Source organism: Leclercia sp. 1548, from assembly GCF_050435045.1.
Lineage (GTDB): Bacteria > Pseudomonadota > Gammaproteobacteria > Enterobacterales > Enterobacteriaceae > Enterobacter > Enterobacter adecarboxylatus.
The window spans coordinates 777,565-795,310 of the sequence record NZ_JBNDJP010000002.1; the positions used below are offsets into that span (position 1 = coordinate 777,565).

A 17,746-nucleotide genomic window follows, 5' to 3' on the forward strand; every position below is an offset into this window, starting at 1 on the left:
CTGAAAATTTTCCCCAATCGCGCTAAGGTGTTTACTCTATTTTTTATTAACACAGGTGCCCTTTCCCGACGGTGATGGTTGTTTCCCCCCGCATTCGTTTGCTGTGCCTTCTCCTCTGTTATGCCGGAGCCGTTCAGGCTGCCCCGAATTCCTTTGTTCATCAGGCGCAAAACCCCTTTGATAATAACGGCGACAGCCTGCCGGATCTGGGTATGGCGACCCCCACCGGGGAAGCGGAAAAGCACCTGGCGGAAATGGCGAAAGCCTTCGGTGAGGCCAGCATGACCGACAATGGCCTCACCACCGAAGAGCAGGCCCGGCAGTTTGCCCTCGGGCAGGTGCGGGATGCGGTCAGTCAGGAGGTCAACCAGCACATCGAGTCGTGGCTCTCTCCCTGGGGAAACGCCAGTGTGGATCTGCTGGTGAACGACGAAGGGCGTTTCACCGGCAGCAAGGGCAGCTGGTTCATCCCCTGGCAGGATAACAACCACTATCTGACCTGGAGCCAGTTGGGTCTCACCCAACAGGAAGACGGCCTGGTGAGCAACGCGGGCATCGGCCAGCGCTGGGTGGCGGGCAAATGGCTGCTGGGTTACAACACCTTTTACGACAACCTGCTGGATGAGAACCTGCAACGCGCCGGGCTGGGTGCCGAAGCCTGGGGCGAATACCTGCGGCTGTCGGCCAACTACTATCAGCCCTTCGCCAGCTGGCGTGACAGCTCGGCAGTAGAGGAGCAGCGCATGGCGCGCGGCTACGACATTACCGCCAAAGCCTGGCTGCCGTTCTATCATCACCTCAATACCAGCGTCAGCTTTGAACAATACTACGGCGACAATGTCGATCTGTTTCATACCGGTACCGGCTATCGTAATCCACTGGCGGTTAATCTGGGGCTGGATTATACCCCGGTGCCGCTGGTGACCCTGTCCGCCGCACACAAGCAGGGGGAGAGCGGGGTGAGTCAGAACAATCTCGGCCTGAAGCTCAACTATCGCTTTGGCGTGCCGCTGAAAAAACAACTCTCTGCCAGCGAAGTGATCGACAGCCGCTCGCTGCGGGGCAGCCGCTACGATCCGCCGGAACGCGAGAATCTGCCGGTGCTGGAGTTCCGGCAGCGTAAAACCTTGTCGGTGTGGCTGGCGACGCCACCATGGGATCTGAAGCCGGGTGAAACGGTGGTGCTGAAACTGGATATTCGCAGCCGTCATGGGGTGCGTACCCTGAACTGGCAGGGAGACACGCAGGCGCTGAGCCTGACCTCACCGGCGAAGGCTAATGACAGCGAGGGCTGGAGCATTATTCTGCCAGCGTGGGATAACCGCGAGGGGGCGACTAATCGCTGGCGGTTGTCAGTGGTGGTGGAAGATAAAGCCGGGCAGCGTGTCTCTTCCAATGAGATCACGCTGGCTCTGACGCAGCCGCTACTGGCCCTGCCCGAAGCGGATCCGCGCTGGGCGCTGCTGCCGGACGAGTAAACTCAGAAAATGCGCTCCTGATGCACCCACACCGCAGCTTCCACCCGTGATTTAAGCTTCATCTTTTTCAACATATGCTTCACATGCACCTTGACCGTGCTTTCGGTGATATCAAGACGGCGGGCGATCATCTTGTTCGGCAGGCCCTGGGCAATCAGCTTAAGGATATCGCGCTCGCGCGGGGTGAGCTGGCTCACGTCGCGGTCGGAGGTGGCGCGGTTAGCGCGCAGGCTGGCCGCCAGCACCGGGGTCAGGGCTTCGCTCAGCACCATGTCACCCGCCGCCGCCTGTTGCAGGGATTTCAGCAGATCTTCCGGCTCCATGTCTTTCAACAGGTACCCATCGGCGCCGCGTTTCAGGGCAGTGACCACGTCCTCTTCATGATTGGAGACGCTGAACACCACCACGCGCCCGGAGAGCGATTTCTCGCGCAGTTTATCGAGCGTTTCCAGGCCGTTCATACCGGGCATATTCAGGTCAAGCAGGATCAAATCAGGATCGAGCGCTTCGGCCAGTTCAATGCCCTGTTCGCCGTTACTGGCTTCGCCCACGACGGTGATATCCGAGGCCATGCTGATAAGTTGTTTTACGCCGGTGCGCAGCATCGGATGGTCGTCGATTAGCAGGATTGTGGCTGGCTCCTGATTAGACATGGTGTTCTCCTTGGGCAGTGAAAAGAGGCTTTTCGGGAATAAAGGTGACAATAACGTCCGTTCCGCCAGACTCGCCGGGACGGACCTGGCAATCTCCACGCAGACTCTGCGCGCGGTCACGCATAATAATCAGACCGTAGTGGTTACTTCGTTCGGCGTTGGCCGGTAAGCCGCGGCCGTTGTCACGTACCACCAGTTTGACCTGGTTGTCGTGTTGACTGACGGTGAGCGAAACCGCCGTCGCCCCGGCGTGTTTCAGCGCGTTGCTTAACGCTTCCCGGGCGATCTGCAGCAGATGAATGGCCTGGTGAGAAGGCACAAAACGCGGCGGCAACTGGTAGTCCAGCGACACGGTAAAGCCGAGTCGGGCGCTGAACTCCTGACAGCTGGCCTCCAGCGCCGGACGAAGGCCGGGTTCTGTCAGCTGCAGGCGGAAGGTGGTCAGCAGTTCACGCAACTGCACCCAGGAGGTGTTCAGCTCGTTGCGGATCTGGCTCAGCAGTTGTTTGCTACTCTCGGGCAGGTCGGTATCCTGCATCTGCAGGCAGCTGACCTGCATCTTCATGCAGGAGAGCGACTGGGCGATGGAGTCATGCAGCTCGCGGGCGATGGTGGCGCGCTCTTCCATGACAATCAGCTGCTGCTGTTTTTCCTGGTGGCGGTCGAGCGCCAGCGTGGCGGTCAGTTGCTCTACCAGGGTATCCACCAGTTGCTGCTGATCGTGGCTAAGATGGCGTCCGGCGGGGAGGGTCGCCAGTAAAATACCGTACTGCGTCAGGTTATCGGCCAGGCGCCATTTCAGGGTTGTTCCGCTGGTGGTCAGCGGCGGCAGGCCGCGCGGGCAGAGACGGCAGCCAATCTCATCGCAACTGGCGTCGGACTGACAGGTAAACTCCTGGTGATTTTTTTCATCTTCACTGTCATACACCCGCAGCTCAATATCGTGCAGTTGGGTCAGATTCTGTAGCCCATTTAGCACCGGCGAGAGGCGCTCGCACAGCGGCACCTGGGAGTGCAGGCGGCGGTTGGCCTGCCAGAGGAAAGAGAGGATCTCGTTTTTCTGCTCCAGCCCCGCGGTTTTTTCCCGCACCCGCTGCTCCAGCACTGCATAGCTTTCGGCCAGCTCGCCGGACATGGTGTTCAGCGCTTCGCCGAGCATAGCCATCTCATTGCGCCCGTTGATGTGGGTGCGTTGGGTAAAATCGCGCTGGGTAACGGCGCGGGCTACCGCCAGCAACTGCCGCCAGGGGTGCAGCAGCCTGGCACGTAGCCAGAGGATGGTAAACACCAGCAGCAGCGCCATAAACAGCACCATCAGCCGTTGCATCAGCACCACCCGTTCAATGCGTTGTTCGGTATTGCTGTCGAAGGCGGAGACCAGGTTATCGATGCGACTGACAAAAGCCGCGACGTCACTGGCGACCGCGTCAGGCTGTTGCGCCTGCTGAAGCCCCGGTGCCAGCTGATTTTGCCAGTAATCCTGGAGGGCTTTCAGCTGCGCCTGTTGATTATCGCGTTGTGCTGCGCTTTCCAGTGCCGGGCTGAACGCCGTTGCGTTCATCTCTGTAAGAAGGCCCTGATCTTTGGCTTCCAGCGGGATCGCCGCCAGCAGACGATAGCTCTGCATGCGCAGCGAACCGGCTTTGTTGATAGCGTGCGCGCTGCCCTGAACGCCCTGGACCAGCCAGCCGGAAATTGCCATCCCCGTCACCCCAATTGCGGTGGACAGCATGACAATCAATACCAGTTGGTTAACCAGCGTTAGCGGTGAAAAGCAGCGTTTAAACATAGGGCAGTCTGGCTCCTGACAATGCCTGAATCCGGCAAGCGGCCTATTCTCAGGCATCCCCTGGAGTATACCCATACCCCAAAAGGATTACCCACTAATTGCCATTTATCGGACGAATGGAAGGAGGGGGGTAGTCAGGAGTAGCAGCGCCGTGAAAAACCACACCTTTTTTAACGGAATACGCTACTCACCAGGGAGTATAGCGACTTTTTGGCGCAGAATCTGCCCGCCTTCCCCTTGATTTACATCAACTTCCTGTCTGCTTAAAACCCTGATCTTTGTAGCATCTTTTAAGAATCAGAGGTGTCTATGAGTCACTCAACTACCCCCGAAAGGGATTCTGGCCCGGTTATTACGGAGTGGCGCCCGGAAGATCCGGCGTTCTGGCAACAGCGCGGCCAACGTATAGCCAGTCGTAATCTATGGATTTCGGTTCCCTGTCTGCTGCTGGCGTTCTGCGTCTGGATGTTGTTCAGTGCCGTCGCGGTTAACCTGCCAAAAGTGGGGTTCAAATTTACCACCGACCAGCTGTTTATGTTAACGGCGCTACCGGCGCTCTCCGGTGCGTTGCTGCGTGTGCCTTATGCCTTTATGGTGCCGCTTTTCGGCGGTCGCCGCTGGACTGCCTTCAGTACCGGGATCATGATTATTCCGTGCGTATGGCTGGGCTTTGCGGTACAGGATACCTCTACTCCTTTCAGCACCTTTGTGATTATCTCCCTGCTGTGCGGCTTTGCAGGCGCTAACTTTGCCTCCAGCATGGCGAACATCAGCTTCTTCTTCCCGAAACAGAAACAGGGTGGGGCGCTGGGCATCAACGGCGGCCTGGGCAATATGGGCGTGAGCGTGATGCAGTTGATTGCGCCACTGGCGATCTCCGTCTCTATCTTTGCAGCCTTTGGTGGCGCGGGCGTTGAGCAGGCCGATGGCTCGTACCTGTTCCTGCAAAATGCGGCGTGGATCTGGGTGCCGTTCCTGGTGGTATTTACTCTGGCGGCCTGGTTCGGTATGAACGATCTGGCGGCGTCTAAAGCCTCGTTGAGCGAACAGCTGCCGGTGCTGAAGCGCGCCCATCTGTGGATCATGGCGTTGCTTTATCTGGCGACGTTCGGATCCTTTATCGGCTTCTCTGCCGGGTTTGCGATGCTGTCGAAAACCCAGTTCCCGGACGTGCAGATCCTGCACTATGCCTTCTTCGGCCCGTTCATTGGCGCACTGGCGCGCTCCACCGGGGGGATGATTTCTGACCGTCTGGGCGGCACCCGCGTGACACTGGTGAACTTTGTTGTGATGGCGATCTTCTGTGCCCTGCTGTTTATGACCCTGCCGGTTAACGGCGTGGGCGGTAACTTTGGTGCCTTCTTCGCGGTGTTCATGGTCCTGTTCCTGACCGCCGGACTGGGTAGTGCCTCGACCTTCCAGATGATTTCCGTCATCTTCCGTAAGCTGACGATGGATCGCGTAAAAGCGCAGGGCGGCAACGAACAGCAGGCGATGCGTGAAGCGGCCACCGACACCGCAGCCGCGCTGGGCTTTATCTCTGCGATTGGCGCAATCGGTGGGTTCTTTATTCCTAAAGCCTTTGGCATCTCTCTGGATCTGACCGGTTCACCGGCGGGCGCCATGAAAGTGTTCCTCGTTTTCTATATCGTCTGCGTGTTTGTCACCTGGCTGGTATACGGACGCAATTCTAATAAAAAGTAAGTAAGTTGATTATCCGTTTGCGCGGCCTGGTGCCGCGCTTTTTTTAGAGCACATTTAGTTACAACATACTGATGGTGGTTACCGCATCTATCGTGGTCGCCACTGTGATCGCCATCGCTGAACAGGATGTTCTACCCCTTAATACCACCGCGCCTGTCTGCTTCGCGCTCTTTTGTAGGATAAATAAAAAATAACGATATATAACAGATGGTTGCGGTGAATATGCTTGTACCGCTTTAGGGGTAGACAAGGATTAGCCTCCTTTTACATCCCCCGTTCCACTTGATCGTTATCAATTCCCACCATCTTTCATAGCGTTACCTTCGCTGCAAATCAGCAATGTCGATTTAGAGAGCCACAGGCTCCACACAGGAGATACCCGATGAGCAAATTTTTGGACCGGTTTCGCTACTTCAAACAGAAGGGCGAGACTTTTGCCGATGGGCACGGCCAGGTTCTGGAAACCAACCGGGACTGGGAAGACGGTTACCGTCAGCGCTGGCAGCATGACAAAGTTGTCCGTTCCACCCACGGCGTAAACTGCACCGGCTCATGCAGCTGGAAGATTTTCGTGAAAAACGGTCTGGTGACCTGGGAAATGCAGCAGACTGACTACCCGCGCACCCGCCCGGATATGCCGAACCATGAACCGCGCGGCTGCCCGCGTGGCGCCAGCTACTCCTGGTATCTCTACAGCGCCAACCGTCTGAAATATCCGCTAATGCGTAAACGCCTGATGAAAATGTGGCGTGAAGCGAAAGTGCAGCACAGCGATCCGGTTGATGCCTGGGCATCCATTATCGAAGACGCCGACAAAGCGAAAAGCTTCAAGCAGGCTCGCGGTCGTGGCGGCTTTGTACGCTCCTCCTGGCAGGAAGTGAACGAGCTGATTGCTGCCTCTAACGTCTATACCGTCAAAACCTACGGCCCGGACCGTGTCGCGGGCTTCTCGCCAATCCCGGCGATGTCGATGGTCTCCTATGCTTCTGGCGCGCGTTACCTTTCCTTGATCGGCGGCACCTGCCTGAGCTTCTACGACTGGTATTGCGATCTGCCGCCAGCGTCTCCGCAGACCTGGGGTGAGCAGACCGATGTGCCTGAATCCGCTGACTGGTACAACTCCAGCTACATCATCGCCTGGGGTTCTAACGTTCCGCAGACCCGTACCCCGGACGCCCACTTCTTTACCGAAGTGCGTTACAAAGGCACCAAAACCGTTGCCGTGACCCCGGACTACGCTGAAATCGCCAAACTGTGCGACCTGTGGCTGGCACCGAAGCAGGGTACAGATGCCGCGATGGCGCTGGCGATGGGCCACGTAATGCTGCGTGAATTCCACCTCGATAAGCCAAGCCAGTACTTCACCGATTACGTGCGCAAATATACCGACATGCCGATGCTGGTCATGCTGGAAGAGCGCGACGGTTACTACGCCGCTGGCCGTATGCTGCGTGCCGCCGACCTGGTGGATGCGCTGGGCCAGGAAAACAACCCGGAATGGAAAACCGTTGCCTGTAACAGCAACGGCGAGCTGGTGGCGCCTAACGGTTCTATCGGTTTCCGCTGGGGTGAAAAAGGTAAATGGAACCTTGAACAGCGTGATGGTACGACAGGCGTTGAGACCGAACTGCGCCTGAGCATGCTGGGCAGCCAGGATGAGATCGCCGATGTTGGCTTCCCTTATTTTGGCGGTGAAGGCTCTGAGCACTTCAACAAGGTCCAACTGCAAAACGTCCTGATGCACAAACTGCCGGCAAAACGCCTGCAGCTGGCGGATGGTTCCACCGCGCTGGTGACCACTGTTTACGACCTGACCCTGGCCAACTACGGCCTGGAGCGCGGTCTGAACGATGAAAACTGTGCGACGCACTATGACGACGTGAAAGCCTACACCCCGGCCTGGGCAGAGCAGATCACCGGCGTACCGCGGGCGCAGATCATCCGCACCGCACGTGAGTTTGCCGATAACGCGGATAAAACTCACGGTCGTTCGATGATCATCGTGGGTGCCGGTCTGAACCACTGGTATCACCTCGATATGAACTATCGTGGGCTGATCAACATGCTGATCTTCTGCGGCTGCGTCGGTCAGAGCGGCGGCGGCTGGGCGCACTATGTCGGCCAGGAAAAACTGCGTCCCCAGACTGGCTGGCAGCCGCTGGCGTTTGCCCTTGACTGGCAGCGTCCGGCGCGTCACATGAACAGCACCTCCTACTTCTATAACCACTCCAGCCAGTGGCGTTACGAGACGGTCACCGCGCAGGAGTTGCTGTCGCCGATGGCAGATAAATCCCGCTACAGCGGCCACCTGATCGACTTCAACGTGCGTGCAGAGCGCATGGGCTGGCTGCCGTCTGCACCACAGCTGGGAACCAACCCGCTGCGCATCGCAGAAGAGGCGAAGAAAGCAGGCATGACGCCGGTTGATTACACCGTCAAATCCCTCAAAGAAGGCTCGATTCGTTTCGCGGCGGAACAGCCGGAAAACGGTAAAAACCACCCGCGTAACCTCTTCATCTGGCGTTCCAACCTGCTCGGCTCGTCCGGTAAAGGCCACGAGTACATGCTCAAGTATCTGCTGGGCACTGAAAACGGTATCCAGGGCAAAGATCTTGGCAAGCAGGGTGGCGTGAAGCCAGAAGAGGTGGAGTGGAAAGATAACGGTCTGGACGGCAAGCTGGATCTGGTGGTGACCCTGGACTTCCGTCTGTCCAGCACCTGCCTGTACTCCGATATCGTGCTGCCTACCGCCACCTGGTATGAAAAAGACGACATGAATACCTCGGATATGCATCCGTTTATTCATCCGCTCTCAGCCGCCGTTGACCCGGCCTGGGAATCCAAAAGCGACTGGGATATCTATAAAGATATCGCGAAGAAATTCTCCGAAGTCTGTGTAGGACATCTGGGCAAAGAGACCGACGTGGTGACGCTGCCAATCCAGCACGACTCCGCCGCTGAACTGGCCCAGCCGCTGGACGTGAAGGACTGGAAAAAAGGCGAATGCGACCTGATTCCGGGCGTGACCGCACCGCACATCATCCCGGTTGAACGCGACTATCCGGCAACCTATGAGCGCTTTACCTCTATCGGCCCGCTGATGGAGAAGATCGGTAACGGTGGTAAAGGCATTGCCTGGAACACCCAGAGCGAAATGGATCTGCTGCGTAAGCTCAATTACACCAAAGCAGACGGCCCGGCCAAAGGCCAGCCAATGCTGAACACGGCGATTGATGCGGCAGAGATGATCCTTACCCTGGCACCGGAAACCAACGGTCAGGTGTCGGTGAAAGCCTGGGCGGCGCTGAGTGAATTTACCGGTCGTGACCATACGCATCTGGCACTGAATAAAGAAGACGAGAAGATCCGCTTCCGCGATATTCAGGCCCAGCCGCGCAAAATTATCTCCAGCCCGACCTGGTCAGGACTTGAAGATGAACATGTGTCTTACAACGCCGGCTACACCAACGTTCATGAGCTGATCCCATGGCGTACCCTGACTGGCCGTCAGTCGCTGTACCAGGATCATCAGTGGATGCGTGATTTCGGTGAAAGCCTGCTGGTTTACCGTCCACCTATCGACACCCGTTCGGTGAAAGCCGTGATGGGCAAGAAATCTAACGGTAACCCGGAGAAGGCGCTGAACTTCCTGACGCCGCACCAGAAGTGGGGTATTCACTCGACCTACAGCGACAACCTGCTGATGCTGACCCTGTCGCGCGGCGGCCCGATTGTCTGGATGAGCGAGGCGGATGCTAAAGATCTGGGGATTGAAGATAACGACTGGATCGAAGTGTTCAACAGCAACGGGGCGCTCACCGCCCGTGCGGTAGTGAGCCAGCGTGTGCCTGCCGGGATGACCATGATGTACCACGCGCAGGAACGTATCGTGAACCTGCCGGGTTCAGAAATCACCGAGCAGCGCGGCGGGATCCACAACTCCGTGACCCGTATTACGCCGAAACCGACCCATATGATTGGCGGCTATGCGCAGCTGGCCTACGGCTTTAACTACTACGGCACCGTAGGATCGAACCGCGATGAGTTCGTGGTGGTACGTAAGATGAAGAATATTAACTGGTTAGACGGCGAAGGTAATGACCAGGTACAGGAGAGCGTAAAATGAAAATTCGTTCACAAGTCGGCATGGTGCTGAATCTGGATAAATGCATCGGCTGTCACACCTGCTCAGTCACCTGTAAAAACGTCTGGACCAGCCGCGAAGGTATGGAATACGCCTGGTTCAATAACGTGGAAAGCAAGCCGGGTACCGGCTTCCCCACCGACTGGGAAAACCAGGAGAAGTGGAAGGGCGGCTGGATCCGTAAAATCAACGGTAAACTGCAGCCACGTATGGGTAACCGCGCGCTGCTGCTGGGTAAAATCTTCGCTAACCCGCATCTGCCGGGCATCGATGATTACTACGAGCCGTTTGATTTTGATTATCAGAACCTGCATAACGCGCCGGAAAGCAAACACCAGCCGATCGCCCGCCCACGCTCGCTGATCACCGGCCAGCGCATGGACAAGATCACCAGCGGGCCAAACTGGGAAGAGATTCTGGGGGGCGAGTTCGAAAAACGCGCCAAAGACCAGAACTTCGAAAACATGCAGAAGGCGATGTACGGCCAGTTCGAAAACACCTTCATGATGTATCTGCCGCGCCTGTGCGAACACTGCCTTAACCCGGCCTGTGTTGCTACCTGCCCGAGCGGCGCCATCTATAAGCGTGAAGAAGACGGCATCGTACTGATCGACCAGGATAAGTGCCGCGGCTGGCGTATGTGCATCACCGGCTGCCCGTACAAAAAAATCTACTTCAACTGGAAGAGCGGTAAGTCCGAGAAGTGCATCTTCTGCTATCCGCGTATCGAAGCCGGGATGCCAACTGTCTGCTCCGAAAGTTGCGTAGGGCGTATCCGTTACCTGGGTGTGCTGCTGTATGACGCAGACGCCATTGAGAACGCGGCAAGCACCGAACATGAGAAAGATCTCTATCAGCGTCAGCTGGACGTGTTCCTCGACCCGAACGATCCGAAAGTGATCGCTCAGGCGCTGGCAGACGGCATTCCGCAGAGTGTAATCGACGCGGCGCAGCAGTCTCCGGTGTACAAAATGGCGATGGACTGGAAGCTGGCCCTGCCGCTGCACCCGGAATACCGTACCCTGCCAATGGTCTGGTACGTGCCGCCGCTGTCACCGATTCAGTCTGCGGCGGATGCGGGCGAGCTGGGTAGCAACGGTATTCTGCCGGATGTCGAAAGCCTGCGTATCCCTGTGCAGTATCTGGCGAACCTGCTGACCGCAGGTGACACCCAGCCGGTCCTTCTGGCCCTGAAACGTATGCTGGCGATGCGCCACTTCAAACGTGCGGAGACCGTTGACGGCGTCATCGATACCCGCGCGCTGGAAGAGGTGGGCTTAAGCGAGGCGCAGGCCCAGGAGATGTATCGTTATCTGGCCATTGCTAACTACGAAGATCGTTTCGTGGTGCCAAGCAGCCATCGTGAGCTGGCCCGTGAAGCCTTCCCGGAAAAAAGCGGGTGCGGCTTTACCTTCGGCGACGGTTGCCACGGTTCAGACAACAAATTCAACCTGTTCAACAGCCGCCGCATTGATGCGATGGATGTGACCAGCAAAACGGAGCCGCACCAATGATTGAACTCGTCATTGTTTCGCGTCTGCTCGAGTACCCGGATGCTGCGCTCGCGCAGCATCAACAGGAACTCTTCGATGCACTCGCGTCATCGGAAAACCTGGAGAAAGAGGATGCCCAGATTCTGGGCGTTTTCCTGCGCGATCTGTTGGCGCGCGATCTGCTGGATGCCCAGTCTGACTACAGCCAGCTGTTTGACCGCGGCCGCGCCACCTCGCTGCTGCTGTTTGAACACGTTCACGGCGAATCCCGCGATCGCGGTCAGGCGATGGTCGATCTGATGTCACAGTATGAGCAGCATGGTATGCAGCTCGACAGCCGCGAGCTGCCGGATCACCTGCCGCTGTACCTTGAGTATCTGGCGCAACTGCCGAAAGAGGAGGCGCTCGGCGGATTGCAGGATATCGCGCCAATCCTGGCGTTGCTGGGAGCGCGTCTGCAACAGCGTGAAAGCCGCTACGCAGTGCTGTTCGATCTGCTGGTGAAGCTGGCAAATGCCTCGGTCGACAGTGAAAAAGTGGCGGAGAAAATCGCGGATGAAGCCCGGGATGATACTCCCCAGGCGCTGGATGCCGTCTGGGAAGAGGAGCAGGTGAAGTTCTTTGCTGACCAGAGCTGCGGCGAGTCGGAAATCTCTGCTCACCAGCGTCGTTTTGCCGGTGCCGTTGCCCCGCAATATTTGAATATCTCTAACGGAGGACAGCAATAATGCACTTCCTGAATATGTTCTTCTTCGATATCTATCCGTACATTGCGGGTTCGGTATTTCTGATTGGTAGCTGGCTGCGTTACGACTACGGTCAGTACACCTGGCGTGCCGCCTCCAGCCAGATGCTGGATCGCAAAGGGATGAACATGGCATCGAACCTGTTCCACATCGGGATCCTGGGTATCTTTGCCGGTCACTTCCTCGGGATGCTGACGCCACACTGGATGTATGAATCCTTCCTGCCGATGGACGTAAAACAGAAGATGGCGATGATTGCCGGGGGCGCCTGCGGCGTGATGACCCTGGTGGGTGGCCTGATGCTGCTGAAGCGTCGTCTGTTCAGCCCGCGTGTGCGGGCCACTACCACCGGGGCAGACATTCTGATCCTCTCCCTGCTGATGGTGCAGTGCGCGCTGGGCTTGCTGACCATTCCATTCTCTGCGCAACACATGGATGGCAGCGAAATGCTGAAGCTGGTGGGTTGGGCGCAATCCGTGGTGACCTTCCACGGCGGTGCGTCTGAGCATCTGGACGGTGTGGCCTTTATCTTCCGCGTACACCTGGTGCTGGGTATGACGCTGTTCCTGCTGTTCCCGTTCTCCCGTCTGGTGCACATCTGGAGCGCGCCGGTGGAGTACCTGACGCGCAGATATCAGATCGTGCGTGCCCGTCGCTAATCCGCTGTTTTAATCTGAACCCCGCTCTGGCGGGGTTTTTTTTCGCCCCAGCCGAGATTATTTCCCGCTGCCGCCAGCAGAATTAACGCCCCGCCAGCTAACTGGGTGACGCTCAGCGCGTGGTTAAACACCAGATTATCGACAATCAGCGCGACAACCGGATAGATAAACGACAGCGATCCGATAATGGGGGTAGGGAGCTTCTGAATGGCGCTATAAAGCAGTTGGTACATGACCCCGGTGTGGACAATGCCCAGCGTCAATAAAATCCCCCACGGGAAATCGGTCGAGAAGGCTGGCATCTGCGCCAGCGGCAGGAGCATCACCACGCCAGTCAGGACCTGAATAAAGGCAATATGCTGAGGCGCGATGGTCTTTAATTTTCGGGTGATAATGGCGGTGAGGGCGTAAAAGAAGGCTGCGGCCAGCGCCAGGCCGATACCTGCCAGCCATCCGGCTTCATGTCCGCCAGTCAGTTCGCTGGAGAGCAGAATAACGACGCCGCCAAAGGCGAGAAGTAACCAGCCCCATTTCACCAGGCTCACCCGTTCACCCAGCAACATGCCCATCAGTACCAGCATAAAGGGCTGGGTGTTATAGACCACCGTAGACAGACCGATTGAGATACGTTCGAAGGCGGCAAACAGCAGCAGCCAGTTAACCACCAGCGCGACGCCGCCGAGAACAGCGAGACCCAGTGTGACTTTGGTTAACGGGCTAAAAGGGTGCTTACTGAATCGAATAAAGAGAAACAGTGCAATGGCGCCGATGAGACAGCGCCAGAATACCACTTCTGTTACCGGCAAGCCTGAAAGCAAAACAAACGCGCCGATGGAACCGGAGATAAGCATCGCCAGGCTCATTTGCCAGACGCCCTGTTGAATTTCACGCATCGTACACCTCCTGATTAATGCTTTTATTGTTGAAAAAAAGCGTGCGGTTTAACAGCGCTGAATTAAGGTGGTAGGGGTGATTTGCTTTTATAAATTAGGTGAATGTTATGGATTACCTTATCGATGAGATCGACCGCCAGATTCTGGCCTGCCTGGTGGAGGACGCGCGGATGTCGCTGAAGGTGCTGAGCGGGCGGGTTGGGCTGACTTCACCCAGTACGGCAGAGCGGCTTAAAAGGCTGGAAGAGCGGGGCGTCATCCAGGGATATGGCGCCCGGGTGAACCTGGCGGCGTTAGGGTATACCCTGCAGGCGATGGTGCGCGTGCGGCCATTGCCGGGGTTATTACATAAGGTAGATAACTATATCCAGGCGATGCCGGAGTGCATAGAAAGTGACAAAGTGACCGGCGAGGACTGTTTTGTCATCAGACTGGTGGTGCGCTCGATAGAGCAGCTGGATACATTGCTGGATGGACTGGCAGAACATGCCCAGTGTAATACCTCGATTGTGAAGAGCTCCCCGGTCACGCGTCGGCTGCCGCCGTTGTAGGGATTTACCGGGGTGCAGCTATCATGCCGGGTGACGGCGTTGCCTGACGTGGCAAGCGACCAGGGTGCGATTATTTTGTAACTGTTGTGAGGTGGAGCGAATATGGAGTTTAAAGCAATCTGGAAGTGATGGTAGTGGGGGAAGGATAATTCGTCGCTTCGCTCCTCACCCTTCGGGTCGTTGCCTGCGGCAACGCTTTCTCGCTACGCTCGAATCGAACCTTCTCATCCTTCCCTGCATTGGAAGAGTATGAGGCATGGTGCAAACAGGAAGTTTATAGCAATCAGGAAGTGATGGTGGTGGGGGAGGGATAATTCGTCGCTTCGCTCCTCACCCTTCGGGTCGTTGCCTGCGGTAACGCTTTCTCGCTACGCTCGAATCGAACCTTAGTCGAAGATTCTCATCCTTCCCTGCATTGGAGGATGTATGAGGCATGGTGCGAACAGGAAGTTTATAGCAATCAGGAAGTGATGGTGGTGGGGGAAGGATAATTCGTCGCTTTGCTCCTCACCCTTCGGGTCGTTGCCTGCGGCAACGCTTTCTCGCTACGCTCGAATCGAACCTTAGTCGAAGCTTCTCATCCTTCCCTGCATCGGAAGATGTATGAGGCATGGTACGAACAGGAAATCTTGATTAATCTGGAAGTGATGGTGGTGGGGGAAGGATTCGAACCTTCGAAGTCGATGACGGCAGATTTACAGTCTGCTCCCTTTGGCCGCTCGGGAACCCCACCAGGGGTAATTCATATTTTGAGGTATTACTGGAGATGGTGGTGGGGGAAGGATTATTCGTCACTTCGTTCCTCACCCTTCGGGCCGTTGCCTTTGGCAACGTTGTCTCGCTTACGCTCGACTCGAACCTTGATCGAAGATTCTCACCCTTCCCGATAAGTGCAAACTTTGCTGCATCTCATCGGTGTTACCACATCGCTGTGGTGAATAATGGTGGTGGGGGAAGGATTCGAACCTTCGAAGTCGATGACGGCAGATTTACAGTCTGCTCCCTTTGGCCGCTCGGGAACCCCACCACGGGGTAATGCTTTTACTGGCCTGCTTCCTTGCGGGAAGCGGGGCGCATCATATCAAATGACACGCCCCTGTAAAGACTTCCTTTGCTAAATTGAATCGTTTGCCTGCTTTTTACGCACAAAGACGTAAAGCTAATCAATTCATTTTATAAAGGATTAAAGAATAATCGTTCTGTTACCGTAGACAAAGACACGCTGCGCCAGCACCTGATACAGCGCACGGCTTAAGACATTTTTTTCAACGTCGCGTCCGGCACGCATCATATCTTCTGCCGTGTAGGTGTGATCGACATGAATCACGTCCTGCATGATGATTGGACCTTCATCCAGGTTGTCATTCACGTAGTGGGCCGTAGCGCCGATGATCTTCACGCCGCGCTCGTAAGCCTGGTGATAAGGGCGCGCGCCGATGAAAGCCGGCAGGAACGAGTGGTGAATATTAATGATCTTGTTCGGGAAGCGGGCCACGAAGGATGGCGTCAGGACACGCATGTATTTCGCCAGCACCACATAATCCGGGTTATGCGCTTCGATGGCCTGCGCCATTAAATTGTCATGCTCTTCGCGGGTATGCCCTTCATGGCTGACCAGCTCAAACGGAATATCAAAGCGCTCGACCAGGGTGCGCAGCGTCTCATGATTGCCGATGACCGCGGCGATCTCCACATCCAGACCGCCGTAGTTAGCTTTCATCAGCAGATCGCCAAGGCAGTGCGCCTCTTTGGTGACCAGGATTACCACCCGGCGACGACCGGCTGGGGTCAGCTCGCGCACAGATCCTTCTGGCAGCGCGCCGTCCAGATCGGCCAGTAGCGTCGCGTCGTTGAAAATGCCTTCCAGCTCGGTACGCATAAAGAAGCGACCGGTACGGTGATCAACAAACTCGTTGTTCTGCACGATGTTCAGTTCATGCTTATAGCAAATATTGGTAATACGGGCGATCAGCCCTTTCTGGTCGGGACAAATGGTGCGCAGCACTTTGCGTTGTGTTGATTGCATTGCCGGAAAATCCTTTGCGTGTTTGCTGAAAAGGTGTCGTCAGGCCTTATTGCCCGCAACACTTTTTAAATTTTTTACCCGAACCACAGGGGCAGGGGTCATTACGACCGAACTGTGGACGCGTACCGTCAATATAGTACCACCGTCCACCCTCCTTTAAGAAACGTGAGCGTTCGATGATGGCACCTGCCTTACCATGCTCGGTAAAACGGGCAACAAAACTGACGAATCCTTCGTTCTCATCCTTACCCGTTGCCGTTTCGTACTGAGTCAGGCCGGACCACTGCGTATTCGCAAAGCCGGACTCGATCTCCTGACGAAAATCAGTAGCATGGCAGGAGGGATGCCAGGTCTTAACCAGGTAGTCTGCGTCCCGCATCACAAAAGCGGCATAACGGGACCGCATAAGTGAGGCCGGGTCCGGTGCAACCTGTTCTCCAGTAAGATATCGCTGGCAACATAGGCTATACTCCAGAGCGCTACCGCAGGGACAGAGTTGTGACACAATGCTCTTCCTGAAATTAAAAATGAATGGCGCGTAACGCCAGGGTAGCACTATGTTAACTGAGCGGTTGCAATGACGCTATGCCAGGAATCCAGGGGACATTAAACAGGGCTAATGAGAAAAGTAAAAATCGGACTGGCGTTGGGCTCAGGAGCAGCCCGGGGCTGGTCGCATATTGGTGTGATCAATGCCTTACAACGTTTAGGTATCGAAATAGATCTTGTCGCAGGCTGCTCAATAGGTTCTCTGGTAGGGGCCGCCTATTCGTGTGGCAAACTCCCCGAGCTGGAAACCTGGGTACGATCCTTTAGCTACTGGGACGTCCTTCGCCTGATGGACCTCTCCTGGCAACGTGGCGGATTATTACGCGGTGAACGCGTCTTTAACCGTTTTCGCCAGGTAATGCCGCTGACCGAATTCTCCAGCTGCCTGATGCCTTTCGGTGCGGTCGCAACCAACCTCAGCACCGGCCGGGAAATCTGGTTCACCGAAGGCGATATCCATCTTGCCGTTCGTGCCTCCTGTAGTATGCCGGGTCTGATGGCGCCGGTTCCGCACAATGGCTACTGGCTGGTGGACGGCGGTGTTGTAAATCCTGTTCCAATTTCTCTGACACGCGCCATGGGGGCCGATATCGTGATTGCGGTCGATCTCCAGCATGATGCGCATCTGATGCAGCAGGACCTGATGCCGGTAAATACCCAAACGGATGACGGCGCACTCGACGATCTCGCGTGGCATGAGCGCTTGCGTGGACGCCTGAGCAGGGCGGCGACACGTAAACGGGTTGCCGCGCCCACAGCGATGGAAATTATGACGACCTCCATTCAGGTGCTGGAAAACCGCCTGAAACGCAATCGAATGGCGGGCGACCCGCCAGATATATTGATTCAACCTTTTTGTCCACAAATTTCAACACTTGATTTCCATCGTGCTGAAGCGGCAATAGCTGCTGGCGCGCAGGCAGTCGAAAAGAAAATGGATGAATTATTACCTTTGGTGCGGGCTTCTGCCTGAGCACGCTTTTTTTTGATTACTTCAGCAAAATCTGACAGGCGATAGTACCGATAGCATGCCACTATTGATCTATTGTCAGCGCCGGGAG

The 17,746-nt window shown here is 56.3% G+C and carries 13 protein-coding genes, 2 tRNA genes and 4 other RNA genes; 8 read left to right on the plus strand and 11 right to left on the minus strand.

Annotation, left to right across the window (positions count from 1 at the left end):
- Positions 1 to 74 precede the first annotated feature (74 nt).
- Entirely contained in the window at positions 75 to 1,478 is a 1,404-nt protein-coding gene (locus tag ABIE02_RS08970) for a YchO/YchP family invasin (RefSeq protein ID WP_336994744.1), read from the plus strand.
- A 2-nt stretch (positions 1,479 to 1,480) separates the two neighbouring features.
- Here the strand turns inward: ABIE02_RS08970 and narL are convergent, their stop codons facing one another.
- A complete protein-coding gene (gene narL, locus ABIE02_RS08975) occupies positions 1,481 to 2,131 on the minus strand; it encodes a two-component system response regulator NarL (protein WP_032611305.1) in 651 nt (216 codons plus the stop codon).
- Positions 2,124 to 3,920 carry a nitrate/nitrite two-component system sensor histidine kinase NarX gene (gene narX, locus ABIE02_RS08980; RefSeq protein WP_144882859.1) on the minus strand — a complete coding sequence of 599 codons (1,797 nt, stop codon included), beginning with the start codon at positions 3,918 to 3,920 and terminating at the stop codon, positions 2,124 to 2,126. Before narX ends, narL begins: the two co-directional genes overlap by 8 nt.
- A gap of 309 nt (positions 3,921 to 4,229) precedes the next feature.
- On the opposite strand from narX, the gene ABIE02_RS08985 reads away from it, so the two are divergent.
- From ABIE02_RS08985 to narI, 5 genes are all read left to right on the plus strand, one after another.
- The gene (locus ABIE02_RS08985; RefSeq protein ID WP_032611300.1) at positions 4,230 to 5,624 is read left to right on the plus strand and encodes a NarK family nitrate/nitrite MFS transporter; all 1,395 of its coding nucleotides are present in this window, start codon (positions 4,230 to 4,232) and stop codon (positions 5,622 to 5,624) included.
- Positions 5,625 to 6,006: 382 nt separating this feature from the next.
- Positions 6,007 to 9,750 (plus strand): nitrate reductase subunit alpha, encoded by a 3,744-nt coding sequence (locus tag ABIE02_RS08990; RefSeq protein WP_032611299.1) that lies wholly within the window; start codon positions 6,007 to 6,009, stop codon positions 9,748 to 9,750.
- Positions 9,747 to 11,282 (plus strand): nitrate reductase subunit beta, encoded by a 1,536-nt coding sequence (gene narH, locus ABIE02_RS08995; protein ID WP_032611297.1) that lies wholly within the window; start codon positions 9,747 to 9,749, stop codon positions 11,280 to 11,282. The genes ABIE02_RS08990 and narH overlap by 4 nt, the downstream gene beginning before the upstream one ends.
- Entirely contained in the window at positions 11,279 to 11,989 is a 711-nt protein-coding gene (narJ, locus tag ABIE02_RS09000; RefSeq protein WP_150871432.1) for a nitrate reductase molybdenum cofactor assembly chaperone, read from the plus strand. Before narH ends, narJ begins: the two co-directional genes overlap by 4 nt.
- A complete protein-coding gene (gene narI, locus ABIE02_RS09005) occupies positions 11,989 to 12,666 on the plus strand; it encodes a respiratory nitrate reductase subunit gamma (protein ID WP_032611294.1) in 678 nt (225 codons plus the stop codon). Before narJ ends, narI begins: the two co-directional genes overlap by 1 nt.
- Here the strand turns inward: narI and ABIE02_RS09010 are convergent.
- Positions 12,663 to 13,559, minus strand: coding sequence for a DMT family transporter (locus ABIE02_RS09010; protein WP_103793300.1), 897 nt, complete (start codon positions 13,557 to 13,559; stop codon positions 12,663 to 12,665). The two genes, narI and ABIE02_RS09010, sit on opposite strands and share 4 nt — an antisense overlap.
- A gap of 107 nt (positions 13,560 to 13,666) precedes the next feature.
- Between ABIE02_RS09010 and ABIE02_RS09015 the strand changes: the two genes are divergently transcribed.
- Positions 13,667 to 14,110, plus strand: coding sequence for an Lrp/AsnC family transcriptional regulator (locus tag ABIE02_RS09015; RefSeq protein WP_144882857.1), 444 nt, complete (start codon positions 13,667 to 13,669; stop codon positions 14,108 to 14,110).
- 129 nt (positions 14,111 to 14,239) lie between these two features.
- Here ABIE02_RS09015 and ABIE02_RS09020 read toward each other — a convergent pair.
- The 8 genes from ABIE02_RS09020 to ABIE02_RS09055 form a co-directional block, all read right to left on the minus strand.
- A non-coding RNA gene (locus ABIE02_RS09020) (RtT sRNA) lies at positions 14,240 to 14,359 on the minus strand.
- A gap of 45 nt (positions 14,360 to 14,404) precedes the next feature.
- Positions 14,405 to 14,535, minus strand: a non-coding RNA gene (locus tag ABIE02_RS09025) — RtT sRNA.
- A gap of 46 nt (positions 14,536 to 14,581) precedes the next feature.
- A non-coding RNA gene (locus ABIE02_RS09030) (RtT sRNA) lies at positions 14,582 to 14,712 on the minus strand.
- A gap of 46 nt (positions 14,713 to 14,758) precedes the next feature.
- Positions 14,759 to 14,843, minus strand: a tRNA-Tyr gene (locus ABIE02_RS09035).
- Positions 14,844 to 14,877: 34 nt separating this feature from the next.
- Positions 14,878 to 15,009, minus strand: a non-coding RNA gene (locus ABIE02_RS09040) — RtT sRNA.
- A gap of 43 nt (positions 15,010 to 15,052) precedes the next feature.
- A tRNA-Tyr gene (locus ABIE02_RS09045) sits at positions 15,053 to 15,137 on the minus strand.
- Between the two features lie 156 nt (positions 15,138 to 15,293).
- Positions 15,294 to 16,136 (minus strand): formyltetrahydrofolate deformylase, encoded by an 843-nt coding sequence (purU, locus tag ABIE02_RS09050; RefSeq protein WP_032611289.1) that lies wholly within the window; start codon positions 16,134 to 16,136, stop codon positions 15,294 to 15,296.
- Positions 16,137 to 16,182: 46 nt separating this feature from the next.
- A complete protein-coding gene (locus ABIE02_RS09055) occupies positions 16,183 to 16,641 on the minus strand; it encodes a YchJ family protein (RefSeq protein ID WP_071886439.1) in 459 nt (152 codons plus the stop codon).
- A gap of 114 nt (positions 16,642 to 16,755) precedes the next feature.
- Between ABIE02_RS09055 and rssA the strand changes: the two genes are divergently transcribed.
- Positions 16,756 to 17,658 carry a patatin-like phospholipase RssA gene (gene rssA, locus ABIE02_RS09060; protein WP_059307700.1) on the plus strand — a complete coding sequence of 301 codons (903 nt, stop codon included), beginning with the start codon at positions 16,756 to 16,758 and terminating at the stop codon, positions 17,656 to 17,658.
- The last annotated feature ends 88 nt before the right edge of the window (positions 17,659 to 17,746 follow it).